This is a genomic window from Paraburkholderia sp. FW306-2-2C-D06C (genome assembly GCF_058781505.1).
The window spans coordinates 26,644-40,005 of sequence record NZ_JBYSWU010000031.1; the positions used below are offsets into that span (position 1 = coordinate 26,644).

General features: G+C 60.6%; 12 protein-coding genes. 6 read left to right on the plus strand and 6 right to left on the minus strand.

Going from position 1 to position 13,362, the window contains the following annotated elements; translation table 11 throughout:
- Positions 1-45 precede the first annotated feature (45 nt).
- The 5 genes from eno to AC3WLT_RS22545 all read right to left on the minus strand — a co-directional run bounded on the left by eno (position 46) and on the right by AC3WLT_RS22545 (position 4,764).
- A complete protein-coding gene (gene eno, locus AC3WLT_RS22525; RefSeq protein ID WP_492593896.1) occupies positions 46-1,341 on the minus strand; it encodes a phosphopyruvate hydratase in 1,296 nt (431 codons plus the stop codon).
- Positions 1,342-1,417: 76 nt separating this feature from the next.
- Positions 1,418-2,014, minus strand: a complete 597-nt coding sequence (locus tag AC3WLT_RS22530) for a cupin domain-containing protein (protein WP_492593897.1) — start codon at positions 2,012-2,014, stop codon at positions 1,418-1,420.
- 206 nt (positions 2,015-2,220) lie between these two features.
- Positions 2,221-2,568 carry a hypothetical protein gene (locus tag AC3WLT_RS22535; protein ID WP_492593898.1) on the minus strand — a complete coding sequence of 116 codons (348 nt, stop codon included), beginning with the start codon at positions 2,566-2,568 and terminating at the stop codon, positions 2,221-2,223.
- A 176-nt stretch (positions 2,569-2,744) separates the two neighbouring features.
- Positions 2,745-3,767, minus strand: coding sequence for a phosphotransferase family protein (locus AC3WLT_RS22540; RefSeq protein WP_492593899.1), 1,023 nt, complete (start codon positions 3,765-3,767; stop codon positions 2,745-2,747).
- Positions 3,768-3,801: 34 nt separating this feature from the next.
- The gene (locus AC3WLT_RS22545) at positions 3,802-4,764 is read right to left on the minus strand and encodes a C-terminal binding protein (protein ID WP_492593900.1); all 963 of its coding nucleotides are present in this window, start codon (positions 4,762-4,764) and stop codon (positions 3,802-3,804) included.
- A 503-nt stretch (positions 4,765-5,267) separates the two neighbouring features.
- Here AC3WLT_RS22545 and AC3WLT_RS22550 point away from each other — a divergent pair.
- Complete coding sequence (locus AC3WLT_RS22550) at positions 5,268-6,437, plus strand: porin (protein WP_492593901.1); 1,170 nt, start codon at positions 5,268-5,270, stop codon at positions 6,435-6,437.
- Between the two features lie 91 nt (positions 6,438-6,528).
- Here AC3WLT_RS22550 and AC3WLT_RS22555 read toward each other — a convergent pair whose 3' ends face one another.
- On the minus strand, positions 6,529-7,440 hold the full coding sequence (locus tag AC3WLT_RS22555; protein WP_492593902.1) for a LysR family transcriptional regulator: 912 nt from the start codon (positions 7,438-7,440) through the stop codon (positions 6,529-6,531).
- A gap of 127 nt (positions 7,441-7,567) precedes the next feature.
- Here AC3WLT_RS22555 and AC3WLT_RS22560 point away from each other — a divergent pair, with 127 nt between their 5' ends.
- The 5 genes from AC3WLT_RS22560 to AC3WLT_RS22580 are packed head-to-tail and all read left to right on the plus strand — an operon-like array spanning position 7,568 to position 13,351.
- Positions 7,568-8,755: an acyl-CoA dehydrogenase gene (locus tag AC3WLT_RS22560; protein WP_492593903.1), complete on the plus strand. Its 1,188-nt coding sequence runs from the start codon at positions 7,568-7,570 to the stop codon at positions 8,753-8,755.
- 6 nt (positions 8,756-8,761) lie between these two features.
- Positions 8,762-10,000: a CaiB/BaiF CoA transferase family protein gene (locus tag AC3WLT_RS22565; RefSeq protein ID WP_492593904.1), complete on the plus strand. Its 1,239-nt coding sequence runs from the start codon at positions 8,762-8,764 to the stop codon at positions 9,998-10,000.
- A 60-nt stretch (positions 10,001-10,060) separates the two neighbouring features.
- Positions 10,061-11,725 (plus strand): electron transfer flavoprotein-ubiquinone oxidoreductase, encoded by a 1,665-nt coding sequence (locus tag AC3WLT_RS22570; RefSeq protein ID WP_492593905.1) that lies wholly within the window; start codon positions 10,061-10,063, stop codon positions 11,723-11,725.
- Between the two features lie 6 nt (positions 11,726-11,731).
- Positions 11,732-12,583 (plus strand): 3-hydroxybutyryl-CoA dehydrogenase, encoded by an 852-nt coding sequence (locus AC3WLT_RS22575; RefSeq protein WP_492593942.1) that lies wholly within the window; start codon positions 11,732-11,734, stop codon positions 12,581-12,583.
- 18 nt (positions 12,584-12,601) lie between these two features.
- Complete coding sequence (locus AC3WLT_RS22580) at positions 12,602-13,351, plus strand: electron transfer flavoprotein subunit beta/FixA family protein (RefSeq protein ID WP_492593906.1); 750 nt, start codon at positions 12,602-12,604, stop codon at positions 13,349-13,351.
- Positions 13,352-13,362 lie beyond the last annotated feature (11 nt).

The following is a 13,362-nucleotide window of genomic DNA, read 5'->3' on the forward strand; positions in this document are numbered from 1 at the left end:
ACCTCTCGATTGTTGATGACGAGCTTTCGGCGACGGTATGACGATTCAAATCGGACGGTGGATGAAAGGCAACGCGGACCATCCGCTGAATTGCGCTTGCCGTCCCAGCGCTTCCTCGATTCGCAATACCTCGTTCCACTTCGCCATGCGTTCGGAGCGCGAGAACGAACCCACCTTGAACTGACCCGCGTCCCAGCCCACCGACAAATGCGCGATGGTGACGTCTTCGGTTTCGCCGGATCGTGCAGACACGATCGTGCCGAATCCGGCCGCCTTGCCTGCCTGCAGAGCCTCGTAGGCTTCGGTTACGGTGCCCGCCTGATTCGGCTTGATGAGCACGGCATTCAACGTGCCTTCCGACGCGGCTGTTTTGACGCGATCCGCATTGGTGACCAGGAAGTCGTCGCCGATGATCTGGCAACGCGACCCGTATGATTTCGTAAAGAGCCTGAAGCCTTCCACGTCGTCTTCGGCAAGCGGATCTTCAATCGACAGGATCGGATAGGTGTCCAGCCAGCGCCCCAGCATGTCGATCATCTGCGCTGTGTCGAGCGTGCGGCTATCGAGCGCGAGCGTGTACCGTCCGTTGCGGCCGAACTCGGACGCGGCGATGTCGAGCGAGATGCCGACCTGCTTGCCGGGTTGCAGGCCCGTGTCGGCGATGGCTCGCACCAGCGTGTCGAGGGCGTCTTCGTTGCAATCGAAGGCCGGCCAGTAGCCGCCTTCGTCCGCCACACCCTGAAGCTTGCCCGCCTCCTTCATGAGCGAACCGGCGGCGCGGTACACCTCGGCCGTCCACTCCAGCGCTTCGGTGAAGCTGTTCGCGGCAGGGCACATGATCATGAAGTCCTGTACGTCGACACGGCGCGCCGCGTGTGCTCCGCCGCCGAAGATCTGGATCTCCGGCAGCGGCAGGCGCACCGCACGTTCTCCGGCGAGATGGCGCCATAGCGGCTGCCCGCTTGCAGCAGCCCCGGCGTGCAGCACGGCCATGGAAGTCGCGACGATCGCGTTGCCACCCAGGCGGCTGCGGTTCGGCGTTCCATCCAAAGCAACCAGACGGCCGTCGATAGCGGCCTGATCGAGGGCATCGGTTCCTTCGAGCGCCCGCGCAATTTCGCCATTTACCTTCGATAGCGCGTTGCTCACGTCGAGGCCGCCGAAGGCGGCGCCGCCGTCGCGCAAGTCCAGTGCTTCTCCGCTGCCCGTCGAAGCGCCCGCGGGCGCAATGGCGCGACCGCTCTTGCCGCCGTGCAACGTGACCTCGACTTCCACTGTCGGGCGGCCGCGCGAGTCCCAGACGCGTCGGCCGCGTACATGGGCGATCGTTGAATCAGTCATAAGGATTGTCTACCTCGCTAATGTGGGTGATTTGTGCGGCTGCAGCGTGGAGGGTTTGAATGAGCGAGCCTCGCAGTCATTCGCTCCTACGCGCTCCGATCAGGACGAACGCCAGCGTCGCCGGCAGGTCGCTCTTGTTTCGCCACGCATGACGGGTTCCGTTCTGCACGACGACCTCATGCTTGCGCAGCAGCTCCGCGCGCCCTTCATCGAGTTCGAGCCAGATTTCACCGTCGAGAACGATGCCGTAATCGACGGTCGGGGTGGCGTGCACGCCGTCCTCCTCGAAAAGCTCGGCAAGCCCCGGACTGATCGCGAAGTTTTCAGCGACCGCGGCCTGCGGGTCGAAGCCGGGTGCAAAAAACACGCTGTCCGGAGGAAAGGTCACGATGAGAAAGCGCGTGCCGGAAATCGCGGGAACGAAGCTGGTGACAGCCGGGGTCGGGTCCGTGCCGTCAAAAGGAAGGGTTTGCGCCGGTTCCGTTGCCCAGACAAGGCGAGACACCATGCCGGGGATGTGCCGGTACGCGTCGGAGCGGGGAGGGGGCGAATCGAGTGCGACTGTCGAGACGCCGCCTGCATCGTGGCCGGTGACGATGCGGCGCAGTGCTACCGGCACCTCGCCTGTGACCGGGGTATCCGACTGGAGCGGAGCGGCATTGGCGTCCTTCACGGTGTCTCCTGTTTTTGCTAACGTTAGCATAGATTGTGGCAAAGGCCGTAGGACATTGTCAATAGTGTATTTAAGGCGATTTTCCCGCAAATAAATCAATGCGGCGTGGATGGAAAACCTTCCGATTGCACGAAAAAGGCAAACGTTAGCAAGGCGAGCGGGTTGTTTGACCAGCTGCGGTCGCAATACGAATCGACACATACCCGCTAGGCAGAGTTTGAAAGGCGAAACGACCCAACAAGCTCCGCAAGCTTGAGCGCCTGCGCGCGCATCAGACGCGATTCGCTTTCCGCATGCTCGGCGAACCGCGCGTTCTGCGTGGTCATCGTTTCCATTTGCTTCACTGTGTCATTGACCTGACCAATGCCGAAACTCTGCTGTTGGCTCGCCGTCGAAATATCGCTCATGAACGCGATGACGCGCTCGACGGACGCGACGACCTGCTCGAGCGAGGCTGCTTGTGCTTCGGTGCGGGCAAACAGATCCGCATTACCCGTGGCGATCGTCGTCGCGCCGTCGTTGACGAGACCCGTGGTCTCCTGGATCTGCGACACGAGAAGCTTGAGGTTGATCTGACCTTGACGAAATCCCGGTTGACGTAGGTGATCTTGCCCTGAAGATCCCCTTTGGAAATCATCGTCACGGAATCATCGAGCACGTACTCGACGTCGGTGGTGATTCGCTGTGGCCACATCGCGGACTGTCTCCATGTTTTTGTTCTTGCTACATCTCAAGGCTGCCGACACTCGATCTCTTCCCGCCATGCGTCCGCCACCTGATACAAATACTCGACCGGCTGCAGTAGCAGTCGAGCGGCGACCGCGCGCACGTAATCGCGTTGCGCCTCATCGGTCAGATACTCGACCGGCGACTTGCCGTCGACGCGCGCGAGGAGCAACGCAGGCAACAACTCAGCCGTGCGTGCTTCGAGCGCCGCGCGCAGTTCCCAGTCGGCTTCGTCGAAATAGGATTCGGTCAGCGCCTTGAACGAAGCGATAAGCGCGTCCCGCCGATCCGGACGAACGAGGCACTTGAGCAGCAAATGGTTCAGACAGAACGCCAGGTCGAAGGCCGGGTCGCCGAACCACGCGCATTCGGCATCGAGCAATACCGGTCCCCTGGGGCCGACAAGAATGTTCTTCGGGCTCACGTCGCCGTGCACGAGCGCAGTCCGTATGCTCGCTGTACGCTGCGCCAGACAGCGCAGTCTCGATTCGAGTTCTGGATGACGTTTCGAGGTGGCGATGAGGTAAGGATCGAGCCTTAATGCCTGAAAATTTTCGAGCGTGTCGAACCTGTCGCACAACTCGATATCGTCGGCGCTGACCGCGTGCAGATGCCCGATCAGCCTTCCGACAGCGCGGGCCGTGTTGGGATCGACCTCGCCGTCCAGCAGTTGCTGCTTCCACACGGGATGCGCCGACGGCGCAAGAAACGACATGGCGAACACGCCGAGCTTCGCGTCGTGCGCGAGAGGAGTCGGCACGTTGTCGGGGCAGTGCCGTGCAGCAAATTGCATCCAGGCCCATTCATCGGCGTTGCGCGACACGGGGGCTTCCCAGCTCGCCGATACCTTCAGCGTGGACAGCGCGCGCTTGACGCACAGTGAGCCCGTGGCGAGATCGACACGCCATATGTCGGACGAGACGCCGCCGGTGAGGGGGTGCCAGGTGGCTGCTTCATCCTTGCGCGCGAGATCGTGCTCAACGAGAAACGCATCAAGCTGCGGGTCAGGGCTATTGGGTTGCATCATCACGAGTTCTTGGGAGTGGAACGGTTGAAAGCGGTTACGCTGCCGACAGATTGCATGGATTGCGTGGCGCCTCGCCGCGCAGTACCCGCACGACTTCTTCGGCCGCCCGTCGACGAAGCTCAAGCAGCGATGCGTCCGACGAAAACGCCACGTGGGGCGTCAACATGGCGCCACGCTGACGCAGCAGTTCGTCCGGAACGGCCGGCTCGGATTCGAGCACGTCGAGCGCCACGGCGGACAGTTGCCCGCTTTGCAGCGCTTCGATAACGGCATCTGTATCGACGATGCCGCCACGGCTCACGTTGATCAACAGGCTGCCACGCCGCATCCCCGCAATTCGCTCGCGGTTGATGAGGTGGTGCGTCCCGTCGGTGAGCGGCGTATGCACGATCACGATGTCGCTGTTGGCTAAAAGTTCGTCGAGGTCCACGGCTTCTACGCCCGCTACTGGCTCACGCAGGAAAGGGTCATGCGTCAGGAGCCGGCAGCCGAATGCGGCGAGCTTGCGGGCCGTGGCGCGGGCAATCCGGCCGAAGCCGACCAGTCCGCAAGTGAGCGCGCCTAACCGGCGAAGGCGGGCATCGGAAGGCGTCCAGCGCCCGGCGTGCACTTCGCGATCGAAAATCACCAGCCCGCGCGTCCACGCAAGCGCGAACCCGATCGCATGATCGGAGACTTCTTCGACGCAATAGTCCGGCACGTTCGTGACGAGGACGCCGCGGGCGGTGGCCGCGTCCACGGCGATGTTGTCGAGCCCTACGCCAAGCCTCGCAACGATCTTTAGCCGCGAAGAAGCCGCGACGGCTTCGGCCGACACCGATGCCCAGCACGTGAGAATCGCGGAAGGGAGATGCTCCCGGACCATCGCTTCAATGTCAGACGCAGGCAATGGAGCGGCCGGTCCGCTTACCAGCCGCATGCCGGCGGATTCGACGATCTCCCGCTCGACGCTGTCGTCGGGCCACGCGTAGTCGGTGAGGAAAACTGTATCGGTCATGGGATTGAACCTGATGTTGAATGGAATGCCGTTGTTCGGATGCCGGGGCAGGTCGTGTCACTCGTTGGTGGCCGGCGTGTCTCGCGCCCGCCCGCAAACCGTGCCAGATTGTACTAACGTTAGCACGACAGTTGAACAGTGCCAAGCCGGTGATTCGCCTGGGTGGCTTCGCTGAGCATGCCGGAATTCGGTATAAACCCTTGATTCATGCGGTCAAATAGCAGATTGACACGTGTAAAAACGGTAACTAGACTCAGTCCATCGATGCTAACGTTCGCGCTGAAGTGGCACACGATCACAAGCAGATCGAATGGCCCGTGTGGCAGTTCCAGTTGTCCGACAGCGAACGCCTGGTACGACAAGGAGGCAAGGAGGCGGCGTGCGTGCGAGAAAAAGACCTGATCTCCAGTCAGGCGACGCCCTTGTATGGCGCTCGAGGCCGCTCCTTGAAAACGCAGCATCCGCAGAACAACCTAAATATCACGACTGGCAGGAGACAACGAATGAAGAGGCTTCTTGTACCCGCAATTTGCGGCTGCATAGGTGTAGCAGCACATGCACAGAGTTCGGTCACGCTCTATGGACTGATCGACAATGGCGTGTCGTACGTCAGCAATCAGCGCACGGCGAGCGGTGCGGGTCGCAGCAACGTCTTTGCATCTTCGGGGAACATCGTCGGCAACCGTTGGGGGTTGACCGGTAGCGAGGATCTGGGCGGCGGCCTGCAAGCGATCTTCAAACTCGAAAACGGCTTTACGGGAACCAACGGCGGTCTCCAGCAGGGCGGGCGCCTGTTTGGCCGGCAAGCATGGGTCGGCGTGTCCAGTTCGTACGGCGCGCTCACGCTTGGCCGTCAGTATGACTCGGTGGTGGACTATCTTGCTCCACGAAGTCTCGCGCAGAGCTTCGTGGGTGGGCTCGAATTCATGCATCCGATGGACAACGACAACTTCGGAGACTTCTTCCGGCTCGACAATGCCGTCAAATACGCGAGCCCCGACATCAACGGCTTGAAGTTCGGCGGCTTGTACGCCTTCTCGAACAAGGCGGGTGATTTTGCGGACAATCGCGCGTTCAGTGCCGGCGCGACTTACAACCACGGTCCATTCACGGTGAGCGCGGCGTACATGCGCATCGACAATCCGGGAGACGGAGCGGCGGGCGCACTCGACGGTTCATCCACCTCGGGCGATGCCACGTTTCATGCGGGGCGCCAGCAGGTGTGGGGCGTCGGCGCCGCCTATGTGATTGGCCCGGCAACGCTGGGGCTCGTGTGGAGTCACTCGCATTATGACGACACGACGGCCGTGTATCGCGGCAGCACGCTTGCACCAGCTGCCACCAGATCGCCCACCGACCTCAGCTTCGACAACTACGAAGCGAATATCCGCTATCTGATTACGCCGGCATGGGTGGTGGCGGCGTCGTACACATTCACGGATGGGTCGTATTCCAACGCGTCCCTGCATGCGAAGCCACGCTGGAATCAATTCAATCTGATGACTTCGTACTCGCTGTCCAAACGCACCGACATCTACCTGATGGCTGAATATCAGCATGTGACCGGAGCGGCGGGGACGATCTTCAGTGGTGCGTTCATTGGGGGCAGTGGTGGACCTTCGTCGACGAACAGGCAGTTCCTCACGAGTGCGGGGCTGCGCGTCAAGTTTTGATTAACCGTCGCGGACGGATGGTTCTCGCCGCTCGCGCGAGCCATCCGTCCTGCACGCACTGTGACTGGATCGCCGAAGGCAAAAGACGCGTTCAATCCAGCCCCATGGTCTGCCGATATTGCTTTGCCTGGTCGGCAATCCATTCCCGAAACACCACCAATGCCGAATTGTCGGCTTTGCGCTCCGGATAAATCAGGTGATAGGAGCGAGCGCTCAGATACTCGTGCTTCGCCACCTGGATCAGGACGCCGCGCGTCAGTTCGTCCTCGATCAGCAGGCGCGGGATCAGAGCGATGCCGATGCCATGGATCGCCGCTTCGGCGAGCATGGAAAATAACTCGAACTTAGGGCCCGACATATCGCCTTCAATCTGCATGTCGCGCGATGCAAACCAGTCGCGCCATGCATACGGACGCGTGCTCTGCTGCAGAAGCGGATAACGTAGCCAATCTGCCGCTGTCAGCCGCGTGCGTGGCGCAATGAGCTGTGGACTGCACACGGCGATCAGACTTTCCCGCATCAGAAAGAGTCCTTCCGTTCCCGGCCATATCGCGGTGCCCGCGTGAATTGCCGCATCGAATTCGGTGTCATCGAAGAGAAACGGGCGTGTACGTGCCGTGAGATTGACGGTAATGTCCGAACGCTCGGCGATGAAACGCGGCAATCGGGGTAACAACCATTTCGTCGCGAACGTCGGCACCACGGCCAGTTCGAGCGTGCCGCCATGGCCGCCCTTGGCCATGAGTTCGAGCGTGTCCTGTTCCACTTCATCCAGACGCGACGCCACTTTCCGGCTGTAGATCAGCCCGGCCTCGGTCAGGCTCACGCCGCGGCGGTCGCGGCGAAAGAGCTTCACGCCCACGAAGTCTTCAAGAGAACCAATCTGCCGACAAATCGCGCTTTGCGTGACCGCGAGTTCGTCAGCGGCTTTGGTGAAGCTCTGATGGCGTGCGGCCGTTTCGAACGCGGACAGCGCTGCTGTCGAAGGAATTTTTCTGCGCATGCTCGTGACTCGCCGGGTGGTCGCTGACCTGTGCGATTTTCGCACAGGTCAGTGCGAACAAATCGTTTGTGGCGCCGCAACGGTACCGATAGATTTGCGACATGACAGTTTTTCTGGCGAGCCTGAAATGAGCTTACAGCACAAGTCGACGTCGTTTCAATGGGATGATCCGTTGCTTTTGGACCAGCAGTTGACGGAGGAGGAGCGCCTCGTGCGCGAATCGGCCTATACGTATTGCCAGGAACGTCTTGCACCGCGTGTGCTCGAAGCCTTTCGTCGGGAGTCCACCGATCCGGCCATCTTTCGCGAGATGGGCGAGCTCGGCTTGCTCGGCGCGACAATCCCCGAAGCATACGGCGGCGCCGGCCTCAACTACGTTTGCTACGGACTCGTCGCGTGCGAAGTGGAGCGCGTCGATTCGGGCTACCGTTCGATGATGAGCGTGCAATCGTCGCTCGTCATGGTGCCCATCAACGAGTTCGGCAATGAAGCGACGCGGCAGAAATACCTGCCCAAACTCGCGAGAGGCGAATGGATCGGCTGCTTCGGTTTGACCGAGCCGAATCACGGTTCCGATCCGGGCAGCATGATGACTCGTGCGAAAAAGGTCGACGGCGGATATCTGCTGACGGGCAGCAAGATGTGGATCACGAACAGCCCGATCGCCGATGTGTTCGTCGTGTGGGCGAAAGACGATGAAGGCGCGATCCGCGGCTTCGTGCTGGAGAAGGGCTGGAAGGGACTTTCGGCGCCCGCTATTCACGGCAAGGTCGGCTTGCGCGCGTCGATCACGGGCGAGATCGTGATGGATGACGTGTTCTGCGCGGAAGAGAACGCGTTTCCCGAAGTGCGCGGTCTGAAGGGGCCGTTCACCTGCCTGAACAGCGCGCGTTACGGTATTGCCTGGGGCGCGTTGGGCGCGGCGGAAGACTGCTGGCATCGTGCGCGTCAGTATGTTCTCGATCGCAAGCAATTCGGCAGGCCGCTTGCAGCGAACCAGTTGGTCCAAAAGAAGCTCGCGGATATGCAGACGGAAATCACGCTGGGTTTGCAGGGATGTTTGCGCCTCGGCCGCATGAAGGACGAAGGCACGGCCGCTGTCGAGATCACCTCCATCATGAAGCGCAACTCATGTGGCAAGGCGCTCGATATCGCGCGTGTCGCGCGTGACATGCTCGGCGGCAATGGCATTAGCGACGAGTTCGGCATTGCGCGTCATCTCGTGAATCTCGAAGTGGTCAACACCTACGAAGGCACGCACGACATTCACGCGCTGATCCTCGGCCGCGCCATCACCGGCATCGCAGCTTTCTGACCGGTCATGAACGAGACTTTTCAACAAGGGGCGCTCGAGGGGCTGCGAGTACTCGATCTTTCGCGCGTGCTGGCCGGTCCCTGGGCGAGCCAATTGCTGGCCGACCTCGGCGCGGACGTGGTCAAGGTCGAACGGCCCGGCAAGGGCGACGATACGCGCGCCTGGGGGCCGCCTTGGCTGAAAGATGCCGACGATGAATCGACGGGTGAGTCCGCCTACTACCTGTGCGCAAATCGCAACAAGCGGTCCATCACGATCGATCTGAGCCAGCCGGACGGACAGTGTCTTGTGAAGCAACTGGCCGGCAAGGCAGACGTGCTGATCGAGAATTTCAAGGTCGGTGGGCTCAGCCAGTATGGTCTGGATTACGAGAGCCTGAAGGAACTGAATCCTCGATTGATCTACTGCTCGATAACAGGATTTGGCCAGACTGGACCCTATGCCGCGCGTGCCGGTTATGACTTCCTGATCCAGGGGATGGGCGGCCTCATGAGCCTCACCGGGCGCGCGGACGGCGCGGAAGGCGAAGGTCCGTTGAAGGTCGGCGTCGCGCTGACGGACGTCATGACAGGGCTGTATGCGACCGTGGCGATTCTCGCCGCACTCGCTCGACGCGAGCGGTCCGGCGAAGGACAGCACATTGACCTTGCGCTGCTGGATGTGCAGATTGCCTGCCTTGCGAATCAGGCGGCGAATTACCTCGTCGGCGGCGTGATACCTCGGCGTATAGGAAATGCGCATCCGAACATCGTCCCTTACCAGGATTTTCCCACTGCTGACGGGTACATGATCGTCGCGGTCGGCAACGACAGTCAGTTCGCGAGTCTGTGCACGGCACTGGGAAAACTGGAATGGAGCAGTGACCAGCGCTTCTCGACCAATCCGCAGCGGGTGAAGAACAGGGACGAACTCGTCGCGATGATCCGCGGCGCTACCGTGTGCCGTCCGACGAAGGAGTGGATCGCCGTGATGGAAGCAGCAGGCGTGCCATGTGGTCCGATCAACGATCTCGAAGACGTGTTCTCGGACCCACACGTTCAAGCCCGCAACGTGCGCATTGAAATGCCGCATCCGTTGGCGAAGCAGGTGGCGCTGGTCGCGAATCCGATCCACATGTCGGAGTCGCCTGTGCAATACCGTCAATCTCCGCCGACGTTGGGCCAGCACACGAGTGAGGTGCTTCGGGATTGGCTCGAGATGGGCGAAGTGGATATCGACGATTTGCGCCGCACGAAGCTTCTGTAGTTGCCCGCGCATTCCGTTACTCAAGGCAGTGGCGGCGTAGTCAGATTGGAGCATTGATAAATGAATCTCCCCGAAATGAGCGGCCTGCGCGAGTCGATGGAATCCGACATCGTGATCGTCGGCGGCGGCCCGGCCGGGCTGTCCGCGGCGATCCGCCTGAAGCAGCTGGCGGCGGAACAAGGCGCTGAAATTGGCGTGTGCGTACTGGAAAAAGGCTCGGAGATCGGGGCACATATCCTGTCGGGTGCCGTGATGGACCCGCGCGCGTTGAATGAACTGATTCCGGACTGGAAGGAAAGAGGCGCGCCGCTCGATGTCGAGGTGACTGAAGACCGCTTTCTGTTTTTGTCGGAAACGGGTGCGAAGGCTGTGCCGACGTGGGCGCTGCCGGATAACTTCAAGAACCACGGCAACTATGTGGTCAGCCTCGCCAGCGTCACGCGCTGGCTCGGTCAACAGGCGGAAGCCGCGGGCGTCGAGATTTTCCCCGGCTTTCCGGCTGCTGAAGTGTTGTACAACGACGATGGCTCCGTTAAAGGCGTCGCAACCGGCAACCTCGGCATCGGCAAGGACGGCCAGCCGACCGAGAATTTCCAGCTCGGCATGGAATTGCACGCGAAGTACACGCTCTTCTGCGAAGGTGCGCGCGGGCACCTCGGCCGTCAACTGAACGAGAAGTTCAAGCTGCGCGACGGCGTCGATCCGCAGGTCTACGGGATCGGCATCAAGGAACTGTGGGAAATCGATCCGGGCAAGCACAAGCCGGGTCTGGTGATGCATACGGCCGGCTGGCCGCTGGAAAACGACACGTACGGCGGCTCGTTCCTCTATCACCTGGACAACAATCAGGTGGTGGTCGGCTTCGTGGTCGGCCTCGGCTACACGAATCCGTATCTCTCGCCCTTCGAGGAATTCCAGCGCTACAAGACGCATCCGGCGATCCGCAACTTCCTGGAAGGCGGCAAGCGCGTGTCGTACGGCGCGCGCGCGATTACCACCGGCGGCCTGATGTCGCTGCCGAAACTGATGTTCCCGGGTGGCGCGCTCGTGGGCGATGATGCAGGCTTTCTGAACGCATCGCGGATCAAGGGTTCGCACGCGGCGATCAAGACCGGCATGCTCGCCGCTGAGGCCGCGTTCGACGCCGTGCAAGCCGGCCGCCAGTCCGACGAACTCACGGCTTACCCCGAGAGCTTCAAGACGTCCTGGCTGCACACAGAACTCCACAAAGCCCGCAATTTCAAGCAGTGGATGAGCAAGGGCCTGTACCTCGGCACGTTGATGGTCGGCATCGAGCAGAAGCTGTTCGGCGGCAATGTGCCGTGGACGCTGCATCATCAGCATTCCGATCACGAGATGCTCAAGCCGGCTTCGCAATGCAAGCCGATTGAGTATCCGAAGCCGGACAGCAAGCTGACGTTCGACCGTTTGTCGTCGGTGTTCATCTCGAACACGAATCATGAAGAGAACCAGCCCGCGCACCTGACGCTGAAAGACCCGTCAGTGCCCGTCACGGTGAATCTGCAAACATACGCGGGACCTGAAGCGAGATTCTGTCCGGCAGGCGTCTACGAATTCATCAAAGACGCAGAAGACCAACACCGCCTGCAGATCAACGCGCAAAACTGCGTGCACTGCAAGACCTGCGATATCAAGGACCCGATGCAGAACATCGTGTGGGCCACGCCCGAAGGCGGCGGGGGTCCGAACTATCCGAACATGTGACTGAAGATCGATATGCAAACAATTGGAATCGTAGGTGCAGGGCAGATGGGGAGCGGCATCGCGCTGGTTTGTGCAACAGCCGGCCTGAACGTCATCCTCGCCGATCTCGATGAACGTGCGGTGAACCGCAGTATCGAACGCATTTCGGCGAATCTTGCGCGGATGGTATCGAAGGAGAAAACGACTTCACTCGAAGCAGCGGCAGCGCTGGAACGCATCAAGGGAAGCACAGCGTTGACTGAACTCGTCGAATGCGACTTTGTGATCGAAGCCGCGACGGAAAATGTTCAGGTCAAAGAGGAGGTTCTCAGGAAGCTGGATGCCATCGTCGCGCCGGGTGCGATCATCGCGACCAATACTTCATCGGTATCCGTCACGAGACTCGGCGCGACACTCAATGACCCGAGCCGCTTTACGGGAATGCACTTTTTCAACCCTGTTCCGTTGATGGCGCTCGTCGAAGTAATCCGCGGCCTCCAGACGAGCGACGCCACATTCGATGCAACCGTCGCCCTCGCTAAACATATCGGGAAGACCGCGATTTGCGTGAAGAATTCTCCGGGCTTCGTGGTCAATCGCATTCTGATACCGATGATCAATGAGGCCATCTTCGTGCTGCAGGAAGGTCACGCGCGTGCCGAAGAAATCGACGAGGGCATGAAGCTGGGCGCCAATCATCCGATCGGACCGCTGGCGCTCGCGGACCTCATCGGACTCGATACGATGCTCGCGATCATGAACGTCTTGTGCCGGGACTTCAACGATTCTAAGTATCGTCCGGCGCCGTTGCTCAAAGAAATGGTGGACGCGGGCTACCTTGGACGAAAGAGTGGGCAGGGCTTTTATACTTATCCTTAATGCTGAGGACGAAACATCTTGAAGATCATTGTCGCTGTGAAGAGAGTAGTGGACTTCAATGTGAAGGTCCGCGTGAAGTCGGACAACACGGGTGTCGACATTGCGAATGTGAAGATGTCGATGAATCCGTTCGACGAGATCGCCGTCGAAGAGGCCGTGCGTTTGAAGGAAGCGGGCGTGGCCAGCGAAGTCATTGCGGTTTCGTGCGGTGTCGCGCAATGTCAGGAGACGCTGCGAACCGCCTTGGCTATCGGAGCGGATCGCGCGGTTCTAGTTGAAACGGCCGAGGAACTGCAGCCGCTCGCGGTAGCGAAGCTGCTCAAGGCGTTGGTCGACAGGGAACAGCCGCAGTTGATCATCCTCGGCAAACAGGCCATCGACGACGACTCGAACCAGACCGGGCAGATGCTGGCTGCTTTGGCTGGGTTGCCGCAAGCGACGTTTGCTTCGAAGGTCGTTGTTGCTGACGGCAAGGCAACGGTCTCGCGGGAAGTGGATGGCGGTGCAGAAGCGCTGTCGCTGAAGTTACCCGCTGTTGTCACGACCGATCTGCGCCTCAATGAGCCGCGTTATGTGACGCTGCCGAACATCATGAAGGCGAAGAAGAAGCCGCTGGAAACCGTGAAGCCCGAAGATCTGGGCGTCGACGTGACGCCGCGTCTGAAGACCCTGAAAGTCAGCGAGCCGGCCAAGCGCAGCGCTGGTGTGAAGGTGCCGGACGTGAAGACGCTGGTGGAGAAGCTGAAGACCGAGGCCAAGGTGCTTTGATCGCGACCATC